Below are 24327 nucleotides of genomic sequence, written 5' to 3'. Positions count from 1 at the left end.
CGTGGTGCTGCCGCTCGCCCTCCCGATACAGCCGCGTCCGGGCATGGCGTCTCGCGCGCCCCGAGGGGCAGGCCAGACACCATGCCCGGACGCGGCTGTGGCTGACGTGTACAGGCGCGGGAGCGAGACGCCGGACGGGGGAGCGGCTGCACCGCTTTGCGGGCCCGCCCGTCAGTTACCGCGGCGCAGCAGGACGAACGCGCCGCCGATGAGCAGGATCGCCAGACCGCCGACGACCCAGATCGCGGGATTGATGCCGGTGTCCTCACCCGAGGTCTCATCGGCGACGTCCGCCTCGTCGCCGGCCCCGGTGTCGGACCCGCCAGCCGGGGAGGCGTCCCCGCCGGCCCCGCCCGCCACGGTGAAGACCGATGACCCGCTCACCACGTGACCGTCGGACGAGGTCACCCGGTATCCGACGGTGTAGGGGCCGGGCTCGAGTTCATCGACGTCGACAGTGACGGTCTCGCCCGCCACCGAGGGGTCGCCCACGACCCGGTTGGCCCGGTTCTCCCCGGCGGTCACGGCGACGGAGGCGAAGCTCTGGTTGATCTCCTCGTTGAAGGTCAACACGATCTCGTCGGGCGGGGTGTCCAGCTCGGACCCGTCCTCCGGATCGATGGAGACCAATACGGAGTGGGCGACAGCGACCGGGGCGAGCACCACCGCGGGCGCGGCCGCGCCGCCGACCAGGGCGGCAGCGACCGCCACGGACGCCACGCGCCCCCGCAGTGCCGTCACGCCTTGACGCCCAGGCGGGCGAAGATGTCCTTGTTGATGCGGTCGAGCTCGCCCGAGATCGACGAGTGGATCTCGCGCCGCTGCGCGGTGGGCGTGGTCTCGGCGGTCTCGACCGCGGTCCGCAGGTCGGTGAGCCGGGTCCGGGTGGAGGCGATGAAGTCCTTGACCTCCCGCTCGCTCCCGCGGCTCGTGTCGAGCTGGTCGAGGGTCTGCTCGAGGCGGACGATCCGCACGCCGAGGGCGGCGCCGGGACCGGTGGCGTTGATGCCGGCGGCCTCGAGGTCCACGCCTCCGGGGCCGGAGGGCTTGCCGGCCGATCCCTGCACGTTGGAGACGGCCTTGTAGACCATCGGCAGCAGCACCGGGGTGGCGACCTTGGCCATGCTCAGCCACCGCTGCAGGTCATCCTTGTTGAGCTTGGTGCCCTCGAGCTTCTTGAGTTCCATCTCGGCGAGCTGGTACTCGTGCTTGCGGCCGGCGGAGTCGATCTTCTCGGCGAGCTTGCGGTCCTTGGCCAGCAGCTTGGCCTCGCGCTTGATGGTGGCGCGTTCCTGCTTGGCGTGGACCTTCTCGTTCTTGCGGTTCCGCTTGGCGGATCTGCGGTCGAGCTTGTCACGCTTCTCGGCCCGCTTCTCGGCGCGCCTCGCCTTGCGGTCGGCGTTCTTGCGCTCGAGCTTGGCGCGTTCCTTGGCCTCGGCCAGTTCCACGCGGTGCGCCTCCTTGGCCTTCTTCCGCGTCTCCTTGGCCGCGAGCTTGGCCTCCTTCATGGCCGTGGACTTGAGCGCCGAAGCATGGGCGCGGAGTTCGGCACGCTTGTCGCGGTAGGTCGTCAGCTTGCCCATGGGCGTCGATCCTTCTCTCGTCGCGGACATCAGGTCTCCAGCCTAGGCGAATCGGCCCGCACTGAGGACCGGACCGTCGTGTGGGCCGCGGCTGGGCCATGATGGACGGCGATGGAGGACGCCGGCAGCACCACGTACCGCGCCCCCGATGCGGCGGTGGTGGGGCCGGCCTCGGGGGCCAGATGTCTGCACCGCGTGGCCCGGGAACGTGATGCGCGACCGGGGTGGTGGCGGACGGCGCCGCTCGACGAGGGCGTGCGTCTGCGGGCGATGGCGGCGGCCGATCGACGCGCGGGCCTGCGGGAGCGCGCGTTGCGGGACGCGCGCCCCGACGCCGTGGTGGTGGACGTGGTGGGGGATCACTGGACCGATCTGCCGGGGGACGTACCGGGCGACGACGACGAGAGCGCGACACTCCGGGCCCTGGCCGACGGGGCGACGCTGGTGTGGGGCGCGGCTCTTCCCGCCGATCCGCACGAGGGCCGGGCGGGCCTCCGGTGCACCCTGGCGACCGTGCCCGGCGGCGGGTACGCGCCGGTGCTGGTGGTCAATCACAAGGTGGTCGATCCGCGGCGGGGGAGGAGCGCGTCGACGGCGACGGTGACCCGCTTGCTCGACTGGTCCCCTGCGCCCGACCCCGCTCTCCGGGTGCGGCGTCACCCCGCGGATCTGGACCGGCTCGTCCACGCGTGGCGGCTGCTCGCCGCCGTGGGGCACGCGGCGGAGTCCCCGGTGGGCGCGGTGCTGGGGCTGGGCTCGGCGCGCGCGGTGGTGCACGACCTGGGGCCGGTGCTCGACGCCGCAGACCGCACCCACGCCACGCGGCTGGCGGTGGTGCGCGGTGAGCTCGACACCGAACCCAGCCGGATCGGCGAATGCCGCACCTGCCCCTGGTGGGAGGGCTGGGACGATCGGGACGGGCCCGTCGAGGGCTGCCGTGACCGGCTCGTCGTGGCCGATGACGTCAGTCTCGTCGTCGGCGGCGGACAGGTCGGGTCGCTGAGGGCCCGGGGGATCCGGACGGTCGCGGAGTTGGCGGAGGCCGGACCGGACCGGCCCACGGACTGGAACGGCGAGCCGTTCTCGGACGCGGTCCTGCGGGCGAGGGCACACCGCGACGGTGAGGTGGTGGTTCCCAAGGTGGCGCGGCCGAGCATTCCGCGTGCGGATATCGAGGTGGACGTCGACCTGGAGAGTCACCTCGACGACGGCGCCTATCTGTGGGGGACCCTGCTCACGCTGAGGGACGGGCGGCCCCTGGAGGCCGAGGGCTACAGGCCGTTCGCCACCTGGGCGCGGTTGCCGGATCCGGACGAGGGGCGGTCGTTCGCGGAGTTCTGGCGCTGGCTCACCGGCATCCGCGACCGGGCGGCCGGGCAGGGGCGGTCGTTCCGGGCCTACTGCTATTCACGGTCCGCGGAGAACGGGTGGCTGCTCTCGTCGGCCGGCAGGTTCGGCCCGGCGGGCACCGTCGCCGTCATCAAGGGGGTCCCCTCGGTCGCCGAGGTCCGGCGCTTCATCTCCTCCCCGCTCTGGGTGGACGTCCACGAGGCGGTCACCACCCAGCTCGTCTCCACCTCGGGCCTCGGGCTGAAGGTGGTCGCCCCGGCCGCCGGGTTCGCGTGGCGAGATCCCGAGGCCTGCGGCGAGGCCTCGCTCGGGTGGTACCGCGACGCGCAGGCGGCGCGGGGCGTCGAGCGGGATGCCGGCCGGAACCGCATCCTCACCTACAACGAGGACGACGTCCGGGCCACTCGCGCTGTGCGGGAGTGGATCTCCCGCTCGAGCTGGGGCGGCCACCAGCTCTGAACGTATGTCTACTTCGGCGTTGGACCCCTCATGCGCGGGCATTCTCCCGGTGGTCGCGCGGGGTGTTCACGGCGGAATGATAAGAATTGTTAAGTATCGCCGAAGTGTCGGCGTTTCTCCAGAAAGGAATACTGACTTATGACGAGGCACATCCGCGCCGCCGCGGCCCTTGGCGTCTCCGCGCTCGCCCTGTCCGGTGGAGTGGGGCTGGCGCACGCTCAGTCCTCCGCCCTCGGCTCGGCCGAGGAGGAAACGGGGGTCGTCGACCCCGGACTGATCGACACCTCGGGCTCCGCGCTGCTCGGCGAGCCGACTTTCGGCAGCCTCGCCCCGGTCGTGTCGCAGGGCGTGGGCTCGGTCAACGAGGCAACGGGTTCCGACGCAGTGAGTCCCGCGCCGGGTACCGGGTCGGTGGACACCACCGGTTCCGTCTTCGGTGAGCCCACCTCGGGGTCGCTGACGCCGGCCGTGGCGTCGGTGGGCGGCGCACTGGGCTCCGGTGAGGGTCCGGCGATCGTCATCGGCTCCGATGGCGGTACGGATTCGCTCGGAGGATCCGGTTCGCTCGGGCCGGTGCTGCTCGTCGGCGGTTCCGCCGCCGTCATCGGTGCGGGCATCTACTTCGCGCCGCAGATCGAGCAGGCGTTGGCGGGCGCGGGCATAGCGCTCCCGCCTTTGCCCCGGGCCTGATCGCCTGATCGTCGGCACCTAGTCAGTCAGGCACCACCGCGCGCCGAGCGGGGCTCGCTCCTCAGATTGATGGGGGACCCGCTCGGCGCTCGCAACAGTTCGTGGGGCGAGTCCGAGGCTTGGGTTTTCCCCGCTCCTCCGGTAGTAGCCCTGAGCTCAGTAGTAGCCCTCAGTTCCGTCAGGGCGACTCAAGCGCTGCAAATCCTCGCGCCATAGACGATGGTCACTTCAGGTCATGCATCTGCCGCCCAAGCGGTTATGAGAACACACCCTAACTAATTTTTAATTAAGTTCACGCCGTTCAATGCCTGAAAAGACGGTTAGAGTGTGGCGAGTACGGTCGGGACCGGTCCGCGTAACACTGTTCCGACACCGTCAAGCCCCCCCCGGGGTGGTCCGGCCACGAGCCTCCGCGCCTGGGAGCACTTTCCACACGAGGAGACACAATGACGTTCACCCCCCGCAAGGCCGCTGCCGTCGCCGCCGCCGCTGCTCTGGCCATCTCGGGCGCTACTGGTGTCGCCAACGCACAGTCACTGGGTTCAGGCGAGGATTCGACGGGCTCGGGTGGCACGGGTTCGCTAGCCGCCTACGGCCTTTCCCCCGATTCGGGTTCGCTGCTGCAGCCTGTCGACGCGACCGGTAACGGCTCCCTCGACACCGAGGGGTCCCTCATCGGCGAGCCGACCACTGGCTCGCTGGCGGGTTCGCTTTCCGAGGCCATTGCCTCGTCTGGTGTCAATTCCCTTAGCCCTGCTACCGGCACTGGCTCCGTCGACACCACGGGTTCCGCGTCCATCGGGGAGCCCACCACCGGCTCACTGGCCCCGATCTATGCCCCCGTCGCGGGCTCGCTCGGAATTGACCAGGGGATTACCACGGTCCTGGGTTCGGTCGAGGGCTCCGTCGGGAGCACGGCCGGGTCGCTCCCCGGCGGGTCCCTCGGTGCCGGGTCCCTGCCGGGCACGGGCTCGCTCGTCCCCGTGACCCTCGGTCTCGGCTCGGTCGCCGCTGTCGGTGCGGGCATCTACTTCCTCCCAGAGATCCACGCGTCGCTCACCGCCGCCGGTATCGCCCTGCCCCCGCTGCCGCCGCTGCCGTGGGCCCCGGCCCCCGCCGCCGCACCGGCACCGGCTCCGGCCCCCGGCCCCGCGATCGACAACGGCCGCGGCTGACCCCGGTTCACGCCGACTGATCCAGGCGCAGCACTGAGGCCCGCCCCCGTCGCAGGGGGCGGGCCTCAGTCGTACCGAACCGGGGGCCGGAAGCGGAGTCCGGCCCCCGGGCAGGCTGTTAGCGCGGCGCCATGCGCAGGGCGCCGTCCATGCGGAAGCTCTCGCCGTTGAGGTAGTCCTGTTCGACGATCGCGTTCGCCAGCTGCGCGTAGTCGGACGGGCGGCCGAGGCGCGACGGGAACGGGATCGCGGCCTCGAGAGACTTCTGGAACTCCTCGGTCAGACCCTTCAGCATCGGGGTCTCGATGGTGCCCGGGGCGATGGTGTTGACGCGGATACCGAACTGCGCGAGGTCGCGCGCGGCGCAGATGCCCATCGAGTACACGCCACCCTTCGAGGCGGCGTAGGCGATCTGGCCGACCTGGCCCTCGTAGGCGGCGACGGAGGCGGTGTTGATGATGACGCCGCGCTGGCCGTCCTCGTCCACGGTGTCCTGGGTGGACATGGCCTCGGCGGCCAGGCGCAGCACGTTGAACGTGCCCACGAGGTTCACCGAGATGCAGGTCTGGAACAGGTCGAGCGCGTGCACGCCCTTCTTGGAGACGATGCGTGCGGCCGGGGCGATGCCGGCGCAGTTGACCACCACGCGCAGCGGCGCGGCCTCGGTGGCCTTGGCGATGGCGGCCTTGACGTCGTCTTCGCTGGTGACGTCGGCGGCGATGAGGGTGATGCCCTCATCGATGCCCTGCTCGACGGCCTTGTCGATGGACTGCTGGAGGTCGAGGCCGAACACGACCGCGCCCTTCTCGGCGAACGAACGCGCGGTGGCGTTGCCCAGGCCGGAGGCGGCACCGGTGACGATGACGGAAGCACCCTTGATGTCCACGGGCGATGTCCTTTCTGTTGACGACGCAAGCACTAGGAAGCGCAAGCATTAGCGTCTCCAGTGTCCCAGACCGGTCGTCAGCGCACGTCGAAGGCCGGGCTCTCCCCCCTAACGGGGAACGGGCGCCCGTCGATCCCGCGTCCCGACGCCGTGTACACCACGCGGTACGCGCCGGCCGGGGTGCCGGGCGGGATGTCCCAGGTGACGAGCGCGTTCGTCACGGTGAGCAGGCCCTCGAACACGATCATCGTGGACCAGTCGCCGTCGTCGTGGACCCGTACCCACCGGTCGCCCTCCCGGCGCTCGATCGCGAGGTAGGTGTCTCCGCGGCGCAGGTCGGAGTTGGGGTGGGTCCCGCAGAACCGGACCAGCACGCGCTGGCCCACGCGGTACTCCGCGAGCGGCGGGTCCAGGACGTCGCCGAAGTTCCGCAGCGGCGCGGGGGTGTCGACGAGCGGGTTGCCCAGCGGGGAGACGGGGATCTGCCCGGTGAGGTCCCGCTCGGAGGTGCCGGGGTCCAGCGGGGTCCCGGCCCGCATCGAGCGGGCGAGGTCGGCGGCGACCTGCTGGATCGCCGGCAGAGTCCACGGGCCGAACGCCGTCGCGCCGCCCTCATAATTCTGCGCCGAGTACTCCTCGGGGGTGGTGACGTAGTGCCCGTAGGCGTTGGAGTACCCCTGGACGGTGACGTGGTCCTCGGGGACGGCGAGTTCGGCCGCCAGGGTGCGGCGCAGGCGCAGGCCCGCCACGACGGTCGGCTCGAAACCCAGGCTGAACAGGTAGTGCCCGCCGAGCCGGACGAGGTGGAACGGATACACGCGTTGGATGGCGTGCGGCACAAGACCGACGGGAAGCAGCACGTCCTTGGCGCCGTGCGCCTCTCGTAGCCAGGCGGGGATCACGAGCTCGGAGATGGCTCTGACCTCCGGGTTCCCGCCCCGGTCACCCTCGTTGAAGGGCAGCTCCTCGGCGCCCCCGCCGTCCTCCTGGCTGCCGGCGGCGAACGCCGCGCCGAGGGCCGCCACCGCGGTCCGGTGCGTGCGGCCGTCGCCGGTGAACTCCGGCCGCACGTCGACCGCCGACATGTCGACCCAGCGGTGGCGGACGTCGATCCCGCCACCGAGCGGGCGGACGTTCCGGCCCACCTGGTCGCGCGCGGCGGCGAACTGCCGCTCGCCGTTGATACGGGTGTTGAGCCACTCGTCCGGCGTCGGCCCCCGCCCGGGTTCGAGGTCGAGGTTGGGGCTGACGTCACCGGGGTTGGTCTGAGCGAAGGCGGTCACCAGTGCCGGGGTCCCGCCGGCCAGGTAGTCCTGGCCCGCGGCCTCGCGCTCCCAGTACCAGGCGGCGTACCCCTTGTTGTCCGAGGAGGACAGTGCGTTGGCGGCGGTCATGGACGTGGCGTGCGAGGCGAACCAGTTGATCACCCCGACGAGCCGTTCACCCCTGGTGATCTGCAGGGACTGTGACCGGGGGTCGATGCCGGTGGGGAAGTGCGCGCGTTCGTCGGCGGTGTCCCGGTCGAACGAGCCGCGGGAGCGGTTGACCCCCGCGTCGTACAGGTGGCCCGTGGTGACCCCGACGCTCGACGGGGCGAGGTCGTGGTGCGCCATTCTGACGGCGTCGACGATCCCGGCGCAGTTGGCGTCGAAGGTGACGGGCCGGAACCCGAGCATCGACAGGTCGACCATCGGGTGACCGGACGTCCCGCCGGGTGCGGCGTGGGTGTGCGTGGCCGTGATGACCACGTTCCCCTCGTGATAGGTGTCGCCGAACTCCGCGGACAGGCGTCGCAGGACCTCCTGTTGGATGGACTGGAAGATCAGCCCGATCTCGGCGGTCACGTGGACGAACCTGGGTGACGACGGCGAGTCGGCGAAGACGAACGCCCGGGCCCGCTGCCGCAGATGCAGACCCACGGAGTGCTGCTCGGTGTCGGCATACCCGTTCATCCCGGCCCCGAGGGATTCCCCGGTCATGTCGCCGATGCCCCGCCCCACGTACATCCGGGTGGCCTGCGCGGGCGCGACCGCGGGCAGGACGGAGTGCAGTGCGACCACACTGCCGAGGGCGGCGGCCCCACCGAGGACGGTGCGGCGCCGGATGCCGCGATGACCGGCTCCGTGGCGGTCGGTGACGTGGTGAGACATCGGCATCGGGCTCCCAGGGTGCTCGGGCGGCTGGTGACCTTGGTCACCTCATGGGACGTCAGAGTACCCAACTGGACGCTTGACCGGGGAGGGCCCCGGGTGGACGAGGACGGGTACCCGGGCGACGAGGACGGGTACCCCTGTGAACGAGGACGGGCCCCCGCGCGGCTGCACGGGGGCCCGTTCGTCGTATGGGGGTGGTCAGCTCTTGGCGGCGGCGTAGCGCTCGGCGACGTCCGCCCAGTTCACGACGTTCCACCAGGCCTTGACGTAGTCCGGCTTGACGTTCTTGTACTGGAGGTAGAAGGCGTGCTCCCACATGTCCAGCATGAGCAGCGGGGTCATGTTGATCGAGATGTTGCCCTGCTGGTCGGTCAGCTGCTGGATGATCAGGCGCTGTCCGATGTGGTCCCAGCCCAGGACCGCCCAGCCGGACCCCTGCAGGGTGGTGGCGGCGGCGTTGAAGTGGGCCTGGAACTTGTCGAACGAACCGAACTCGGCGTCGATCGCGGAGGCCAGCTCGCCCTCCGGCTTGTCGCCCCCGTCGGGCGACATGTTCTGCCAGAACACCGAGTGGTTGGTGTGGCCACCGAGGTGGAAGGCCAGGTTCTTGCTGAGCAGCGGAGCCTTGGTGGAGATGGTGCCGTCCTCGCGCGCGGCGGCGAGCTGCTCGAGCGCGTCGTTGGCGCCCTTGACGTAGGTGGCGTGGTGCTTGGAGTGGTGGAGCTCCATGATCTCGGCGGAGATGTGCGGCTCCAGCGCGCCGTAGTCGTAGGCGAGGTCGGGAAGAACGTACTCGGCCATAGTGGTGAGTCCTCTCAGTTGGGTGACGGGCTGCGCGTGGGACCTGCCCATGGCGCCCGTCACGACGTCCGGTTCCCACCATAGTGATCGCACACCGGCGGTGTCGGCCACCGGCGCAGCGGCTCCGTGGGTACCCGCCCGACCTGCCATGATCGGAGGCGTGGATCATTCCGGTTCGACCCCTGTCCGCGTCATCTCCGTCTCCGCGGTGGTCCTGACCCGGCCGGACGGGGCCGTGGTGACCGTGCGCAAGACGGGCACGGACCGCTTCATGCTCCCCGGAGGCAAGTGGGAGCCGGGGGAGTCCCCGCTGGCCTGCGCGGTCCGCGAGCTCGGGGAGGAACTGGGGTTGACGATCGCCCCGGAACTCCTGACCCCGCTCGGGCGGTTCGACACCGCGACGGCGAACGAGCCCGGGTTCAGGCTGGTCTCCGAGGTGTTCGCCGCGGAGACGGAACAGGACATGGAGCCCCGGGCGGAGATCGCCGAGGCCCGCTGGCTGACGTCCGCCGAGGTCCGGGGCGTCGCGCAACTCCCGGAAGACCGTTGCGCGCCATGGGCTCCGCTACTGGTCAGGGTCGCTCGCGAGGGCTTGGCGTGACGGGGTGGCCGCCGATCAGACGGCGAGGATCGCGATGAGTGCGAGGAGCAGCAGGGCGGCGGTGAGGACGCTGACGGCGAGGTTCCGGTGACTGACGTGCTCACTGCACCCCGACCCCTCGAAGGGCTGGGACGAGCCGCGGTCGAGAATGTCGTGCAGCTGCTGTGCGGCGGGCTTTGAAGCGGTCACGTCGAGCTCCCCACTGGTCGATCTGCGGCCCACCCTATCGCGAAGTATGGTGTTCGTCACATCACGTCCGGATCACGCGGCCGCCGCGGGGTTACCCTGGCCCCATGGGCTGGCTACAGGACGCGATCAGACAATCGACGATGCGCACGGCGACCGAGGTGATCGACGCCGACTCGGCTCTGCCGGGCAGATCCGAACCGGTCGCCGTGGCGCCGACCAACATCGTCACCGGCAACCCGATGGTGCCGCCGTTCCCCGAGGGGTACGAGACCATGGTGCTGGGGATGGGCTGCTTCTGGGGTGCGGAGAAGATCCTCTGGCAGCTCGAGGGGGTGTGGACCACGGCCGTCGGCTACGCGGGCGGATGGACACCCAATCCCACCTACGAGGAGACGTGTACGGGGGCGACGGGCCACACCGAGGCCGTCCTGGTGGTGTTCGACCCCGAGGTGTTGCCGGTCGAGCGACTGCTCGCCACGTTCTTCGAGTGGCACGACCCGACCCAGGGCATGAGGCAGGGCAACGACATGGGGACGCAGTACAGGTCCGCGGTGTTCGCCACCACGACCGCGCAACTGGAGACGGCCCGTCGACTGGGGGCCGCCTATGAGAAGGAACTGGACGCGGCCGGCCGCGGGCCCCTGACCACCGAGTTCGGGATGCTCGGAGAGATCCGGTCCGGCGAGTTCGCCTACGCCGAGGACTATCACCAGCAGTACCTGGTCAAGAACCCCGGCGGTTACGACTGCCACGTCCGTAGCGGCGTGGCCTGCCCCATCTGAGGTCCCGGGGCCGGCCTTCTCGGCCCTTTCCGCCCCGCGCCTGCCCCTGCCGTCCCCGCTCGCCCCCTCGGCGGCGGCAGGCGCTCCCGCGGATGATCGCCTCGGCGCGATCCGCTCCCGGGCATGAACTCCGGCGTGAGCCGTGGGGCGGGCCGCTGTTCATGGCCAGGGGCGGATGGCATCCGCGCGCGCGGATGACGGGGAGCAGGGGCGGATGGCAGACACACCCTGTGGTGGGGAGGCGGTCCCGTCAGCGGGTGTGTGCTCGGGACATGCGGAAGGGCCCGGCCGGGATCTCTCCCGGGCCGGGCCCTTCACGTCGATGCGGCGTCAGATCTCTCTGACGTCAGATCACATCGGGGTGATGTTCTCCGCCTGCAGGCCCTTGGCGCCCTGCGCGACGTCGAAGGAGACCTGCTGGTTCTCCTCGAGCGAGCGGTAGCCCGAGCCCTGGATGGCGGAGAAGTGCGCGAAGACGTCGGCGGAGCCGTCGTCGGGGGCGATGAAGCCGAAGCCCTTGTCGGCGTTGAACCACTTCACGGTGCCGGTAGCCATATTGGCGTCCTTTCGAGAGTCGGTACTCCGCTTGTCGGAGTACCAGATGATGCAGCAGAGAGCGTGCTGTGTGTTTCCCTGCGGTGCCGCATCGTTCTCTCGCAAGAACGGTGGATCTACAGAAATACAACGTACGTTTTCAACTACTGAGCAGAACCCTACAGTCTCAGAGCCGGTCCGTCACCCCCACGGGGTGTCCGGCAGGTGAATTCGCCGTTCCACCTCGGTTCCCGGGCGTCCCGACGGGCCTCCGACGGCGAGACTGGGCGGGTGTACTCCGACCTGACCCGCGAACTCGATTCCCTCCTGGGAGACCTCGGCCCCGGCCGTGCCGGACGGGCACGGGACATGGAGCGGGTGGACCCGACCCACCGTGGGGGCGCCCTGAACCTCGTCGACTACGCGACCCTGCGCCGGCACGACCTCCGGGATCTGCAGGACCGACTGCTCGACGCCGGCGTGTCCCCGCTCGTCGGCTGCGAGGACGACGTGGAGGCGGCACTCCGGGCCGCCCGTGCCGCTCTGGCCGCGCTCGGGGGGCAGGACCCGACGCGCTTCGTCGACCGTCACACCACGGCTGCGGCGCGTGCCGCCGGCGACGCGGCGTTGGCGGCCCACGCGGACGCCCTGTTGGGAACTCCCCGCCCCGGCCGGTCGGGGCGGGTGATGGTGACGTTGCCGTCGTCGGCCGCCGACGACCCCCGCCTGGTCCTGGACCTGGCCGTGCGGGGCATGGGGCTGGCGCGGATCAACTGTGCCCACGACGACCCGGCGCGGTGGGAGGCGATGATCGACGGGGTCCGCGCGGCGGAGCGGGCCGTCGGCAGGAGGATCCCCGTCTCCATGGACCTGGCCGGACCGAAACTGCGGACGGGGCCCGTGGCCCTCGGCGCGCCGGTGGGCCGGGCGCGGGTCACCCGGGACCCGGGGGGCGGGGTGGTCGACCCCGCCCGGATCTGGTTCACCCGCCAGGGTCCCGATCCGGACGACACGCCCGCGCCGCCCCCGACGCGTGGCCACCCCCCGCTGTGCGTCCGGGTGGACCCTCGGTGGCTCGCGGCGCGGGCCCCGGGGGACGTGATCGAGGTCCCCGACGCACGACGGCTCAGGCGGCGGTTCGCCGTGGTGTCCGCGGGGGCCGACGGCGTGCTGGCGGAGGGCGACCGCAACGCGTGGGTGCGCGACGGGACGCTGATCGACTGCGACTTCGAGCACACCCGGGTCCGCGGCATCCCCGCTGTGCCGCGCCGGATCCGCGTCCACCGCGGGGACCCGATCCTGCTCACCGTGGACATGGAACCGGTGGAGCCGCCGCGGTCCGGCGAGGAGATCCGACTGGGGTGCGCGCTCCCCGCGGTCGTGGAGGCCCTGTCGGTGGGGGACCGCGTCCTGTTCGACGACGGAGTCATCTCCGCGGAGGTCGTCGCGACCTCGATGCCGGGTCAGGAGGGTGGGCCCTGGGCCCGGCTGGAGGTGGTGCGCTGTCGCGAGGGCGGCCGATGGCTGGGGTCGGAGAAGGGCATCAACGTCCCCGGGCTGGAGGTGGACACCCCTGCACTGACCGACGAGGACCGGCAGTGCCTGCGCTTCGCGTCCCGGCACGCGGACGTCGTGGCGCTGTCCTTCGTGCGGACGAGGGGGGACGTCACCGACGCGGTGGAGGCGCTCCGGGCGGAGCGCGCGGCATCGGGGCGGGAGCTGGGGTTGCTGCTCAAGGTGGAGACCAGGCAGGCCTACCGCGCGCTGCCGGACCTGGTGCTGGAGGCCATGCGCCACGACCGGATCGGGGTGATGATCGCGCGCGGTGACCTCGCCGTCGAGATGGGTTTCGAGTCGCTCTCGGAGATCCCGCGCAACATCACGCTGATGTGCCAGGCGGCCCGCGTGCCGGTCGTACTGGCGACGCAGGTGCTGGAGTCGCTCGCGAAGACCGGGATGCCGTCGCGCGCGGAGATCTCCGACGCGGGCTCGGCGCAGCGGTCCGAGTGCGTGATGCTCAACAAGGGGCCCTACGTGGCGGAGGCGATCGAGACCCTCGACGCGATCCACTCGCGGATGGGCCGGATCCAGCGGAAGGCGTTGCCGTTGATGCGCCACGTCGACAGTTGGGACTGAACTCCGCCAGCCCCACCGCCACGCCGCGACCGCCGGCACCACCACGCCGCGACCGCCGGCACCACCACCGCGGTCGCGCGCCGCACCTGCTGTGCCAGCATGGTCGGCATGACCTCACCGCGGCGGACCGGCCAGTGGCGCTGGGTCGCGCATCCGCCGTGGCGTCCGCCCGTGGAGGGGACGAGACCTCCGGCACCCAGGTACCGCTCGGGACCGGCGTGGGGGGACCGGACCCCGGCCTACCCCGCGACCCCGAGGTGGGGTCTCCCGCTGGTCGCGATCCCTCGTCGGCTCGAGCACCCCGTCCGGCCGGCGCGCCCACGGCTGGCCGCGGCCGCACCCGGGATCGTCGGGGTGGCCGGGACGTGGTTCGCGGCGACCGCCGTGGTCCACGGACTGCGGTACGCGGTGCTCGCGTGGTACGTCGAGCGCCTCGCCCCGTGGTGGGTGGAGGCCACCACCACCGCGCTGGTGTGGGTGGCGGGAGTGGTGGCGATCGCCGTCGGGGTGGCGGCGGCGGTCGCGGCGACCGCGTGGCTCGTCGAGACCCGTCGCCGCGTGTACTCGCCCGCCCCGGACCCGCGGAGTCGGGCGGGGCTCTGGGTGGGATGCCTCCTCCCCGTCGTCAACTGGTTCCGGATCCCCGTCTACCTCGCCGAACTCCGCCTGGCCTCGCCCCGCGCGCCCACCAGGTCCGGACTCCTCCGGTGGTGGGTGGCCGTCGCCGTGAACGGGATCGCGGTCGCGCTCGCACTGTGGCGGGGCACGGGTGAGGGCTCGCAGGCCGCGGCGGACACGGTTCTCCTCACCGCGCTCGCGGCGGCCGCCGCGGTGTGGGCGGCGCGTGAGACCCGGACCGTCATGCGGAGTTTCGATGAGCCTTCCCCGCGGTTCACCCGGCGGCTTCTCCCGCGGGGCATCGTGGAGACGTCCCCGGCTCGAGAGGAGTGAGACGTGACGGTCCCCGCGACCACACATCTGCGGTCCACGGTGTCCACCGGGAGCGGGGTCGTCGCCCACAGAGGGGCCTCGGCCGAGTTCCCCGAACTCACGCTCGTCGCCTACGAGAAGGCCCTCGAGCAGGGCGCAGAGGCGCTCGAGGTGGATGTGCGGCTCACCTCCGACGGTGTCCCGGTGCTCCTGCACGATCCCCGGACCGCGCGCGTGGCGGACCGCGACGTCTGGGTCCACTCCAGCACCCTGGACGAGCTGTCCGCCCTCGACCTGGGCTCCTGGCATCCGGTGCACCGCCGGCCCGAACCACTCCTCACGCTGCGCAGTCTCCTGGTGATGGCCGAGGCGTACCCGCACGTGAAGCTGTTCCTGGAGACCAAGCACCCGGTGCCCACCGGCGGCCGCGTCGAGGTCGCGCTCCGGGACGAGCTGAGGTACTTCGGTCTGGACCGGCCCGCCTCGCACGCCGAGTCCCGCGCGCTCATGATGAGCTTCTCCGTGATGGCGGTGCGACGGTTCAGGCAACTGGCCCCGCAGGTGCCGACCGTGCAGCTCCGCGAGCGCGGCAACGTCCTCAAGTCGTGGCCGGCCGAGGGGTTCGGCGCCCAGTTGATGGGCCCGAGCATCGGCGCGCTCCGGGCGCGGCCGTGGTTGGTCGAGTACTGGAGGTCGCGGGGGATGGGGACCTACTGCTGGACCGTCGACGACCCGGCGGACATGCTCCTGTGCCGCGACCTGGGCGTGGAGTGGGTGGCCACCAACGTCCCGACACGGGCCCGGGGCGTCCTGGACGGGCCCACGCGTCGCGACTGACCCCGCCACGCCCGGCCCGATCCTGGGCCCCCGTGCGATGACGGCACCAGAGTGCGATGTCCGGGGGCGGGCCGCGCGGGCGCACCGTATCGTGGTGCCCGTGGGTAGACGTCAGCGCCATAATGAGCCCAAGTCCGGCGGCAACCGCCAGGCCAAGATCGCCGCTCGCGCGGCCGAGCGTGAGGAACTGAGCACGGAACCCCGGCCGTTCGCCGGGTTCGCCGGTGAGTGCGACATGGTCGCGATGCGCGAGTTCGTGCCGTCGGCGACCGCGCGACTCACCACCACCGCCGAGAAGCGGGAGATCATCCTGGCGACCGTCCTGCCGGGGGCCATCGCCGGCCTGGTGCGCGACGACGAGCTGGGCGGTGAGGCCATGGTGGGTCTCCAGGTGCAGGTCCACGGACCCGATCCGGCGGCCGACCTGGCCTACGCGGTGGACTGGGCCTCGCGTGCCGGGGGAGGGGAGACCCTGACGTCCTCCCACCCGGACGAGTCCACCCCGGCGTTGGAGGACGTCGTGGTCGCCGACGCCCCGCTCGAGATCGCGGTGCACGGCGACTTCTCCTGGTGGCTCGCCGAGGGCGCCCAGGTCAGGCCGGAGATCGCCCAGGCCATCAAGAACGCCAACGAGGTCATGATGCCCTCCGCCCGGGTCGCGGCCGACGGCATCGAGGCGGCCTGGTGGGTCGACGCGGGCGAGAAGGCCCACGTCCGCTGGGTGCGCCCGGAGGACGAGGATGCGCTGTTCGAGGCACTCGCGCGCGTGCACTCCGCCGGCGGCCTCCACCTGGGCGAGGGGTCCCGGTTCGCCGGGTCGTTCCGTACCCACGGGCTGCTCGTGCCGGTGTTCGACCTGGACCCGGAGATGCACCATCAGGAGTGGGCGCCGGGACTGCTGGAGCTCGACGCGCGACTGGGCGAGGCCCTGGCGAAGGACGGTCCGCTCAGCTCCGACGAGCGCGCGTCGCGCGACGGCCTGAGGGCACGTCAGGTCACCCTGCGCTGACCCGGCACCGGCCCCCGACGGGGCCCACGGGCCTCTAGTATCCCCTCGGGCGACCACCGGGTCGCCGGCCGGACGTGTGGCGGAGGGGGTGTGGCCGGCGTGGCCGACCGACCGAGACGGGGCGACGACGACGAGGCGGCGCCCTCCGAGGTGACCGTTCCCCCGTGGCTACGGACCGGGCCGACGCCCGGACAGGAGGCCGCTGCCGCTGCCGCAGCCTCGGAGTCGGCCCCGGCCGCGACAGCCCCGGCCGCGGCGTCGGACCCGGCGCGGTCATCGACATCGGGAGACGGACGCGGCGACGAGGTCCCGCGGCGTGCAGGCGCCGGACCGCAGGGCCCCTCGCGGGAGATCACCCCGAACCGCATCAGGTTGGGTCGGGGAGGGCCGGCCGACGAGCCGGCCCGAGAGCCCACCACCCGGCCCGACGCGGGGAGCGGCGGGCGTCGGTCGCGGGACCTGTCCTCCCTGCCCCTCGGGGCGGACCGGCCGGTCACCGAGCGACCCGTGGGCGCGGGGACCGGACCCACCGCGTCCCCGGGCCACGGCGGTCGCGCACGCCGGGTCGCGGTGTTCGCGGCGGCCGGGGTGGCGGTCCTGGCCGGCTCGGCGGTGATCGGATTCCTCCTCACCCGCGGGGCTCTCTCCCCGACCGGTGAGGAGGCGGCGGACTGCGCCCCGGTCTCCGAACCCGGCCACGTGGTGGGCGACGGCCCGGGGTCGCTGGACTCGCCGTTGGGGACCGTGTTGGCCTTCGATCACGCCTACTACGTCGAGCGCTCGGCCGAGAAGGCGTTCGAGGCGGTCTCGCCGTCGAGCCGGATGACGCCGGACCGGCTGCGCGTCGAGGGGGTGGACCGGGTGCCCGAGGGCACCACCCACTGTGTGGACGCGCGGGAGCTGTCGCCCACGCTCCTCGAGGTGAGCCTCACCGAGTCCCCGCCCGATGCGGAGCCGGTGGTGATCCGGCAGCGTGTGCGGGTGGCGGAGAACCCCGACGGCACCTGGGGGATCGTCTCGATCACGCCCGCGGGATGACCAGCCGGTACCCGTGAGCCGGGGGGCGGGCTCAGGGGCCGGGGTCGAGGTACTCCTGGGCCGGGGTGCGGCCCGAGGCGACCGCGTCGAAGAACCCCGTGGTGCTCGGGCCCCACACGAGGTACGAGCCCACGGAACCGGAGGCCATGCCGTCGTAGGGGGCGGTCACGGTGAGCGGATCGCCCCTGAGCTTCCACATCACCGACGCGAGGTTCCAGATGTGGTCCCCGGAGTCGACCGTGACGGCCTCCGAGGCCGCGTCGACCAGTGACACCGCGGTGAACGGGTTGAGCAGGTTGCCCGGGGACATGGTCTCGCTCATGAGCGCGCCGAGGAACTGCCGCTGGTTGCGGACCCGCTGGAGGTCCTGCTCGGCGAACCCGTAGCGGGTGCGGACGAAGCCGAGGGCCTGCGGCCCCGCCAGGGTCTGGCAGCCGGCGGCCAGGTCGAGGCCGGCGAGCGGGTCGTTGATCGGCTCGTCGATGCAGATGTCCACGCCACCGACCGCGTCGACGATCCCGGAGAAGCCGCCGAACCCGATCTCCGCGTAGTGGTCGATCCGCATCCCGGTCTGCTGCTCGAGCGTGCGGGTCAGCAGCGCCGGACCGCCGAAGGTGTAGGCGGCGTTGAGCTTGTTCTGTCCGTAGTCCGGGATGTCGACCAGCAGGTCCCGCGGGAGGGAGATGAGCATGGTCCGGCCGCTGTCCCGCGGGGTGTAGACCAGCATCATGGTGTCCGTGCGTTTGCCGCCGGCATCGGACTCCGACCCGGTGGACAGCTGGGCCTGTTGCTCCGGGGTGAGTCCCTCGCGGGAGTCGGTCCCCACCAGGAGGGTGATGCTGCCCGGGGTGTTGCCGCCCCGGCCGGGGTAGTCGGGCAGCGCGTCGATCCGCTGGAGCCTGGAGTCCGCCCACAGGACGCTCACCACGCCCAGTGTCAGGATCACCACGAGCACCAGACCCAGGATCCGCATCGGGCCGAGGCGCCGTCTACCGGGTGCCCTGCGGGAGCGGCGATCGCGTGTGGACCCGTACCCCGCCCGCGACGGCCGTCGGGCGGACCGGGGATCGCGCGGGTCGACCGGTTGCCGGCGGGGGTCCCGCACGCCGGATCGTGCCCGGGACGGGTCGCGGCTCGGGTCACGACGGGGGTCGCGGCCCGCTCCCGCCCGTCCCGCGTACCGGGCCCGCTCCTCGGGGGAGAGGGGCTCGGGCTCCTGGCGGGGTTGGTACCCGCCGGGGGCGGCGGCCCGATCGCGACCGGGTTCCACCGGGCGCCGCGGTTCGCGACCGGACGCACGACGAGGATCCGGCGTGCCGCGCGGGTCGCGGCGGGGGTCACGACCCGGCTCTCGGCGCGGTGCGGACTCGCGCGGTACGCCGGGGTCGGCGTACCCGCGGCGCTCACGCGCCCGGCGCCGGAGCTCGGCGGCTTCCTCAGGGGTGAGGTGCCGGCGCCTGGAGTCGTCGGTCATGGGACCGGACTCTACTTGGCCACCGGTCCGGTCGGCGTCCCGCACCACGGCGTCGGAGAGGTCGCCCGAGTCGGAGGGGAGGCGCGGAAGGGCGGCGGGCGCGGAGCGTCAGAGCCACGTCACGTGTGGCGCGAGCAGCGCGTAGCCCACGAAGGCGACCACGTCCAGGAGGGTGTGCGCCAGGATGAGCGGCCACAGTCGACGGGTCCGCATCCACCACAGGGCGAACACGATCCCCATCGCGAGGTTGCCCAGCCCCCCGCCGAAGCCCTGGTAGAGGTGGTAGGACCCCCTCAGCAGCGCTGTGCCGGCCAGCGCGACCACGGGCGGGACACCGAGTTGGCGCAGGCGCACGAGCAGGTACCCCACCACCAGGATCTCCTCGGCGGCGCCGTTGCCCACGGCGGCCAGGACCAGGACGGCCGGGCGCCACCACGTCTCCGTGAGCCCGGAGGCCGCCACCTGCAGGTTGACTCCCGCCGCCACCGCACCCAGGTAGAAGGCGAGACCGGGGATCCCGATCACGGCGGCCAGGCCGAACCCCCAGGCGATCTGTCGGCCGGCCCGATCGCGCACGAGCCCGACCGCCCTCGGCCCGATCCCGGTGTGGGCGAGCAGGACCAGCGGCAGCACCGACCACGCCATCAGCCGCAGCACCCCGAGCACCTGGTAGGCGGCGTCGAGCCACTCGTGGGTGGACCGCGAGGGGTTGAGGGTGGCGGTCTGGCCCGCCAGGGGTTCCGGGGCGAGGAGCGCCGAGGTGAGGTCGAGGACCGAGTAGAGGCCGGCCAGGCCGAAGGTCACCAGGAGGACGACGACGACCTCGACCGTCAGCAGCCGGCGGGTGCGGGGGTCGGTCACCGGGTCGAACCCGGAGGCGTAGCACCGGAACGCCTCCCGCGGGGAGAGCGCCCGACCCACGCGGCCCGCCGCGGGGACGCGGTGCCCCCGGCCGGTCACCCGGGCAACCGCACGTCGCCGACGATCCGGTCCATCCAGCGGGGACCGGGGGTCGATTGCTGGGCCGTCGTCACGTACGCCACCCACCACCGCCGTCCCTCGGACCCGAACACGGCCGCGTAGACCAGCCCACCGGCGGTGGCCTCCTCGGGGTCGTGGGGGACCAGGACGTAGGAGACCGCCACACCCTCGCCGGCCTCGTTGCGGACGTCGGTGACGCGCAGTTCGTCCCGGGTCCCCGAGACCCCCATGAGGTAGAGCTGGATGATCTCCGCCAGCGCGGTGGCGGCACCCTGGTCGTCGGCGATCGCGGCGGCGGCGATCCCGGGTTCGAGCACACCGGCGAGGATCCGGGTGTCGAGTGCGTGGCCGGAGCCCACCGGCACCATCTGGATGGAACCGATCTCCGGTCGACCGACGATCTGCCACCCGATGGGGACGGCGATCTCCAGCCCCGACTCCTCGTCCAGGTGGTGGGCACCGTGCAGCGTGGAGTCCCGGGGCAGGACCGCTGCGGGATTCGTCGCCACCGCCACGATCAGGAGGGCCGCCAGCATCGCCAGGGCCACGTGGATCGTGCGCGGCCCGCGCTTCTCCTCCGGGGTCAGGTGAGAAGCGTCGGGGGCGTCGTCCGGGGCGGGGGCGTGATCGGGGGCGGGGGAGTCGTCGGAACCCATCGGGGGAGAGACTAGCAACGCCGCGGTGTAGACCTGTGATCATGACGGTCTCACTCGAACTGCTCAGCCGCGGTCCCTCCCGGCCCGATCTCCTCGAGGATCTCGTGGTGACCGCGTCGGGTCTCGCGACCACGCTGTCCCGGTGGTCGGTTCCGGACCCGGTCGAGGTGCCCGCGGAACCCGACCCCGGTCTCCCCGTGCCCGACGCCGTCGCCGCGGTGTTGGCGGCCGACACCGCGGCCGTGATCGACGTCGCGCCGGGTCTGGGTGGGCAGGGGCCCGCGGCCGACCGGCTGGTCGATCTGTTGGCGCTGGCCGCCCACTCCGGCGTCGGCTTCGGGTCGGGCCTGATCCCCCGGTGCACGGATGCCGGTCAGGTGTGGGCCCTGCTCGCGGGCGCGGTCGCGGCGATGACGGGCGGAGACGTCCGGTCCGCACTCTCCGCCCCCGACCCGGCTGCGCTCGTCGCCCTGTCGAGGTCCGCGCGGGAGGCGATCCGGGACGTCGTGACGTGCGTCCTGGTGCCGGAGGGCTCCCTGCACGAGGTCTCCGCGGACCTCGCGTCCGCTCGGCGCCGCTGACGCTGGCTAGTCTTGTCGTCGTGGTCACCGTCGCCTACCTGGGCCCGCCCGGGACGTTCACCGATGCCGCGCTGCACCGTCTCCGCGCGGCCGCGCACACCTCGGCGCTGCTCGCCGGCGCCGAGGCCGTCCCGGCCGGCACACCGGACGAGGCGTTGGCGATGGTCAGGGACGGTGCGGCCGACTACGCGTGCGTACCGTTCGAGAACTCGGTCGACGGCACCGTCAACCCCACCGGCGACGCGCTCGCCGCGGGGCGGCGGTTGCAGATCTTCGCCGAGACGGAGCTGGACGTGGTCTTCTCCATCCTCGTCCGGCCCGGCACCGCCGCCGACGAGGTCCGGGTCCTGCGGACCCATCCGATCGCCGCCGCGCAGGTGCGCCGCTGGGTCGGCGTGAACCTGCCGCGGGCCCACATCGAGACCACCACCTCCACCGCGGCCGGGGCCGAGCAGGTGGCGGCGGGTGACGCCGACGCCACCGCCGCGCCCGCGCGAGCGGGGGAGATCAACGGCCTCGTCCCGCTCGCGGAGAACGTGGCCGACGTGGGTGGGGCGCGCACCCGGTTCGTCCTGGTGGGCCGCCCGGGGCCTCCACTCGGGCGCACCGGACACGATCGGACCTGCGTGGTCTTCGGGCTTCCCCACGAGCCGAACTCACTGGTCCAGGCCCTCACGGAGCTGTCGATCCGCGACATCGACCTCACCCGGATCGGTTCCCGACCCACCCGCGTCGAGCGGTTCACCTACCTCTTCCACGTCGACCTCGTCGGGCACATCGACGACCCCGTGGTGGCCGAGGCGTTGGCGGCACTGCACCATCGGACCGCCGACCTCCGCTTCCTCGGATCGTGGCCCGTCGCCGACGGTGTCGGCGCCGGCTCCGCGCCCCCCGACCGATCCGGGGCGCTCGACTGGATCGACGGTCTCCGGCGCGGGGTCGATGAGCACGGGACCGGCGAGCGCGGGACCGGCGACCGGTGAGCGCGCGGCTGCACCTGGTCCGGCACGGTCAGACCCCGTCCAACGTCGCCGGTGCCCTCGACACCGCCCTGCCCGGCGCCCCCCTCACCGACCTCGGGCGGGACCAGGCGCGGACGGTGGGCGCCGAGCTCGCCGCCTCCGGCATCTCGCCGAGCGTGATCCTCAGTTCCGAGGCGGCGCGCGCCCGCGAGACCGCCGGCCTGATCGCCGACGCGACAGAACTGCCCACCCGGGCCGTGCCGGGGGTGTACGAGGTACAGGCCGGACAGTACGAGATGAGGACCGGCACCGAGGCGCTGCTGGCGTACAACCGGCTCGTGCGGGACTGGCTGGAGCACGGTGACCTCTCCTCGTGCCTGCCGGGGGGAGAGAGCGCGCTGGACGTGCAGGAACGCGCGATGCCGTTGGTGACGGAGCTCCGCGAGAGCCACCTCGACAACGGTATCGACGTGGTGCTGGTGGTGCACGGCACCCTCATGCGGATGATCGCGGTGTTCGCCGGCGCCGTCCCCTCACAGTGGGCGCTGGTCAACCGGATCCCCAACTGCGGGGTCATCGAGTTGGCGCCGGACCGCGGTGGGTGGTCCTGTGAGCGGTGGGGCGACCACCTCGGACGCCCGCCGTTCTGACCGGCGGTGCGCCGGGCCGACCACCTTTCGCGCCCCGTCCTCCCCTCTGTTCGTGAACTGACCACTCCGACCAGAAGTCGCGCCCTAGTGTCAGACCCACCATGACCCTCAGCCCCGACATCCTCGCCGTCGCCCTCAAGACCGCGACGTCGTACGTCGTCAACGCGATTGAGGTCCTGCGTTTCGGCGGTCTCCAGACTGACGAGGAGTTCTCGCCGTTCGAGATCGCCACCCGTCGGCCGATGTTCCGGCTGCGCCGCTACTACGCGCCGGTGGCGGGGGTCGCGGAGCACGGACGTGTCGGCGGTGATGCGGAAGAGAGACCGCGCCCGCCGATCGTGCTCGTGCCCCCCATGATGATCTCCGCCGACGTCTGGGACGTCTCCCCGTCGACGAGCGCGGTGGCCGCGCTGCACGCGGCCGGCATGGATCCCTGGGTGATCGACTTCGGCTCCCCGGACCTCGAGGACGGCGGACTCGAACGCACCCTCACCGACCACGTGGTCGCCGTGAGCGACGCCGTCGACCTCGTCACCGCGGCCACGGGTCGCTCGGTGCATCTCGCCGGGTACAGCCAGGGTGGCATGTTCTGCTATCAGGCCGCGGCATACCGGCGCTCGCGCGACCTCGAGAGCGTCGTGACGTTCGGCGCGCCCGTCGACGTCCGCGGTAACGCCCCGCTCGGCGTACCCGAGGACCTGATCGTGAACGTCGCCCGCTTCGTCGCCGACCACGTCTTCAGCGACCGCTCGCTCCCCGGGTGGATGGCCTCAGCCGGGTTCCGTCTGCTCGACCCGATCAAGACCGCGCGTGCGCAGGTGGGTTTCCTGCGTCAACTCCACGACCGCGAGGCGCTGATCGGACACGAGCGGCAGCGCCGCTTTCTCGGCGGCGAGGGATTCGTCGCGTGGTCCGGACCGGCGATCGTCGACGTGCTCCACCAGGTGATCATCCAGAATCGGATGATGGTCGGCGGCTTCGTCGTCGGAGATCACGTCGTGTCCCTGGCCGACATCACCTGTCCCGTCCTCGCGGTGCTCGGGGAAGTCGACGAGATCGGCGTCCCGGCGGGCGTCCGGAAGATCGCGGCCGTCGCCCCCGGCGCGGACGTCTTCGAGTTCCCGGTCCGCGCCGGGCATTTCGGACTCGTCGTCGGCTCGACCGCCTCCTCGCTGACATGGCCTGCCGTCGCCGACTGGATCGACTGGAGAGAAGGCACCGGAGATCGTCCGAAGGGCATCGTCGAGGTCGGGCCCGACTCCGGTGGTGACCCGTCTCCGGGCACGGCGGTGATGCTCGCGACGGAAGGGGCGACGCAGATCGCCGGGGTGGGGGTCGGTGTGGTGCGCGGTGCCGGCCACCTCGCCGTGGGCACTCTGCGGACGACGCGGGCCCTGGGATACGAGGCGCTGCACGCCGCGCCGCGCCTGGTGCGACTGGGGCAGATCCAGACGGGGACACGCATCTCGTTCGCCAAGATCATGGCCGAGCGTGCGCGGACGCAGCCTGATGACGCGTGCTTCCTGTTCTCCGACCGCGTCCACACGTACTCGGCCGTCGACGCCCGGATCACGAACGTGGTGAGGGGGATGATCGAGGTCGGGGTGCGCCAGGGCGACCACATCGGTGTGCTCATGGAGACCCGGCCCTCGGCGCTGGTCGCGATCGCCGCGCTGTCGCGTCTCGGCGCCGTGGCCGTGGCGTTGCCCCCGTCCCGGGATCTGGCCGAACTGTTGACGCTCAGTTCCGTGTCCGAGGTGGTCGTCGACCCGGAGCACGCCGCCAGGGTCACCGACGCCGGGGCGCGGGCGCTCGTCCTCGGCGGCGGCGCGGACCGCGACCTGCCCGGAGACCTCGGCGCAGGGCTGGT

General features: G+C 72.3%; 24 protein-coding genes. 14 read left to right on the top strand and 10 right to left on the bottom strand.

Features of this window, described 5'->3' with window-relative positions:
- Positions 1-171: 171 nt before the first annotated feature.
- A complete protein-coding gene (locus ABD250_RS12800; protein ID WP_182659430.1) occupies positions 172-741 on the bottom strand; it encodes a copper resistance protein CopC in 570 nt (189 codons plus the stop codon).
- Positions 738-1583, bottom strand: a complete 846-nt coding sequence (locus tag ABD250_RS12795) for a DUF6474 family protein (protein WP_182659431.1) — start codon at positions 1581-1583, stop codon at positions 738-740. The genes ABD250_RS12800 and ABD250_RS12795 overlap by 4 nt, the downstream gene beginning before the upstream one ends.
- A gap of 111 nt (positions 1584-1694) precedes the next feature.
- Here ABD250_RS12795 and ABD250_RS12790 point away from each other — a divergent pair, with 111 nt between their 5' ends.
- The 3 genes from ABD250_RS12790 (at position 1695) to ABD250_RS12780 (ending at position 5257) form a co-directional block, all read left to right on the top strand.
- The gene (locus ABD250_RS12790) at positions 1695-3392 is read left to right on the top strand and encodes a TM0106 family RecB-like putative nuclease (protein ID WP_344392627.1); all 1698 of its coding nucleotides are present in this window, start codon (positions 1695-1697) and stop codon (positions 3390-3392) included.
- A gap of 138 nt (positions 3393-3530) precedes the next feature.
- Positions 3531-4082 carry a hypothetical protein gene (locus ABD250_RS12785; RefSeq protein ID WP_182659552.1) on the top strand — a complete coding sequence of 184 codons (552 nt, stop codon included), beginning with the start codon at positions 3531-3533 and terminating at the stop codon, positions 4080-4082.
- A gap of 446 nt (positions 4083-4528) precedes the next feature.
- Positions 4529-5257, top strand: a complete 729-nt coding sequence (locus ABD250_RS12780) for a hypothetical protein (protein ID WP_344392625.1) — start codon at positions 4529-4531, stop codon at positions 5255-5257.
- 118 nt (positions 5258-5375) lie between these two features.
- Here the strand turns inward: ABD250_RS12780 and ABD250_RS12775 are convergent, their stop codons facing one another.
- The 3 genes from ABD250_RS12775 to ABD250_RS12765 all read right to left on the bottom strand — a co-directional run bounded on the left by ABD250_RS12775 (position 5376) and on the right by ABD250_RS12765 (position 9097).
- Complete coding sequence (locus ABD250_RS12775) at positions 5376-6143, bottom strand: SDR family NAD(P)-dependent oxidoreductase (protein WP_119193494.1); 768 nt, start codon at positions 6141-6143, stop codon at positions 5376-5378.
- A 77-nt stretch (positions 6144-6220) separates the two neighbouring features.
- Positions 6221-8293: a neutral/alkaline non-lysosomal ceramidase N-terminal domain-containing protein gene (locus ABD250_RS12770; RefSeq protein ID WP_344392620.1), complete on the bottom strand. Its 2073-nt coding sequence runs from the start codon at positions 8291-8293 to the stop codon at positions 6221-6223.
- Between the two features lie 201 nt (positions 8294-8494).
- Positions 8495-9097 (bottom strand): superoxide dismutase, encoded by a 603-nt coding sequence (locus ABD250_RS12765; protein ID WP_031265000.1) that lies wholly within the window; start codon positions 9095-9097, stop codon positions 8495-8497.
- A gap of 160 nt (positions 9098-9257) precedes the next feature.
- On the opposite strand from ABD250_RS12765, the gene ABD250_RS12760 reads away from it, so the two are divergent.
- Positions 9258-9698 (top strand): NUDIX hydrolase, encoded by a 441-nt coding sequence (locus ABD250_RS12760; protein WP_259848389.1) that lies wholly within the window; start codon positions 9258-9260, stop codon positions 9696-9698.
- A gap of 15 nt (positions 9699-9713) precedes the next feature.
- On the opposite strand, the gene ABD250_RS12755 is transcribed toward ABD250_RS12760, so the two are convergent.
- A complete protein-coding gene (locus ABD250_RS12755; RefSeq protein WP_182611188.1) occupies positions 9714-9887 on the bottom strand; it encodes a hypothetical protein in 174 nt (57 codons plus the stop codon).
- Between the two features lie 104 nt (positions 9888-9991).
- Between ABD250_RS12755 and msrA the strand changes: the two genes are divergently transcribed.
- Complete coding sequence (msrA, locus tag ABD250_RS12750) at positions 9992-10669, top strand: peptide-methionine (S)-S-oxide reductase MsrA (RefSeq protein WP_182658253.1); 678 nt, start codon at positions 9992-9994, stop codon at positions 10667-10669.
- Between the two features lie 351 nt (positions 10670-11020).
- Here the strand turns inward: msrA and ABD250_RS12745 are convergent, their stop codons facing one another.
- The gene (locus ABD250_RS12745; RefSeq protein ID WP_007629661.1) at positions 11021-11224 is read right to left on the bottom strand and encodes a cold-shock protein; all 204 of its coding nucleotides are present in this window, start codon (positions 11222-11224) and stop codon (positions 11021-11023) included.
- Between the two features lie 270 nt (positions 11225-11494).
- Here ABD250_RS12745 and ABD250_RS12740 point away from each other — a divergent pair, with 270 nt between their 5' ends.
- The 5 genes from ABD250_RS12740 to ABD250_RS12720 all read left to right on the top strand — a co-directional run bounded on the left by ABD250_RS12740 (position 11495) and on the right by ABD250_RS12720 (position 17153).
- Positions 11495-13339 (top strand): pyruvate kinase, encoded by a 1845-nt coding sequence (locus ABD250_RS12740; protein WP_344392609.1) that lies wholly within the window; start codon positions 11495-11497, stop codon positions 13337-13339.
- A gap of 108 nt (positions 13340-13447) precedes the next feature.
- Positions 13448-14290, top strand: a complete 843-nt coding sequence (locus ABD250_RS12735) for a DUF4328 domain-containing protein (protein ID WP_344392608.1) — start codon at positions 13448-13450, stop codon at positions 14288-14290.
- Between the two features lie 3 nt (positions 14291-14293).
- Positions 14294-15106 carry a glycerophosphodiester phosphodiesterase family protein gene (locus ABD250_RS12730; RefSeq protein WP_182639950.1) on the top strand — a complete coding sequence of 271 codons (813 nt, stop codon included), beginning with the start codon at positions 14294-14296 and terminating at the stop codon, positions 15104-15106.
- Between the two features lie 100 nt (positions 15107-15206).
- A complete protein-coding gene (locus tag ABD250_RS12725) occupies positions 15207-16115 on the top strand; it encodes a DUF5926 family protein (RefSeq protein ID WP_182617326.1) in 909 nt (302 codons plus the stop codon).
- A gap of 99 nt (positions 16116-16214) precedes the next feature.
- On the top strand, positions 16215-17153 hold the full coding sequence (locus tag ABD250_RS12720; protein WP_344392606.1) for a DUF8176 domain-containing protein: 939 nt from the start codon (positions 16215-16217) through the stop codon (positions 17151-17153).
- A gap of 31 nt (positions 17154-17184) precedes the next feature.
- Here the strand turns inward: ABD250_RS12720 and ABD250_RS12715 are convergent, their stop codons facing one another.
- The 3 genes from ABD250_RS12715 to ABD250_RS12705 all read right to left on the bottom strand — a co-directional run bounded on the left by ABD250_RS12715 (position 17185) and on the right by ABD250_RS12705 (position 20264).
- The gene (locus tag ABD250_RS12715; RefSeq protein WP_344392605.1) at positions 17185-18627 is read right to left on the bottom strand and encodes an LCP family glycopolymer transferase; all 1443 of its coding nucleotides are present in this window, start codon (positions 18625-18627) and stop codon (positions 17185-17187) included.
- Positions 18628-18735: 108 nt separating this feature from the next.
- Complete coding sequence (locus tag ABD250_RS12710) at positions 18736-19548, bottom strand: CPBP family intramembrane glutamic endopeptidase (protein ID WP_344392716.1); 813 nt, start codon at positions 19546-19548, stop codon at positions 18736-18738.
- Between the two features lie 35 nt (positions 19549-19583).
- Positions 19584-20264, bottom strand: a complete 681-nt coding sequence (locus tag ABD250_RS12705) for a hypothetical protein (protein ID WP_179524217.1) — start codon at positions 20262-20264, stop codon at positions 19584-19586.
- 41 nt (positions 20265-20305) lie between these two features.
- On the opposite strand from ABD250_RS12705, the gene ABD250_RS12700 reads away from it, so the two are divergent.
- The 4 genes from ABD250_RS12700 to ABD250_RS12685 form a co-directional block, all read left to right on the top strand.
- Positions 20306-20845 (top strand): hypothetical protein, encoded by a 540-nt coding sequence (locus tag ABD250_RS12700; RefSeq protein ID WP_344392602.1) that lies wholly within the window; start codon positions 20306-20308, stop codon positions 20843-20845.
- A 20-nt stretch (positions 20846-20865) separates the two neighbouring features.
- Positions 20866-21828 carry a prephenate dehydratase gene (gene pheA / locus ABD250_RS12695; RefSeq protein WP_344392600.1) on the top strand — a complete coding sequence of 321 codons (963 nt, stop codon included), beginning with the start codon at positions 20866-20868 and terminating at the stop codon, positions 21826-21828.
- The gene (locus tag ABD250_RS12690; RefSeq protein ID WP_344392598.1) at positions 21825-22457 is read left to right on the top strand and encodes a histidine phosphatase family protein; all 633 of its coding nucleotides are present in this window, start codon (positions 21825-21827) and stop codon (positions 22455-22457) included. Before pheA ends, ABD250_RS12690 begins: the two co-directional genes overlap by 4 nt.
- A 101-nt stretch (positions 22458-22558) precedes the next feature.
- Positions 22559-24327: AMP-binding protein (locus ABD250_RS12685; protein WP_344392713.1), on the top strand; the 1769-nt coding region annotated here is incomplete at its 3' end.

It is taken from the genome of Dietzia cercidiphylli (assembly GCF_039531545.1).
Classification (GTDB): Bacteria; Actinomycetota; Actinomycetes; order Mycobacteriales; family Mycobacteriaceae; genus Dietzia; species Dietzia natronolimnaea.
Note: the sequence above shows the minus strand (reverse complement) of the source record. Positions and strands in the feature narration are given on the sequence as shown.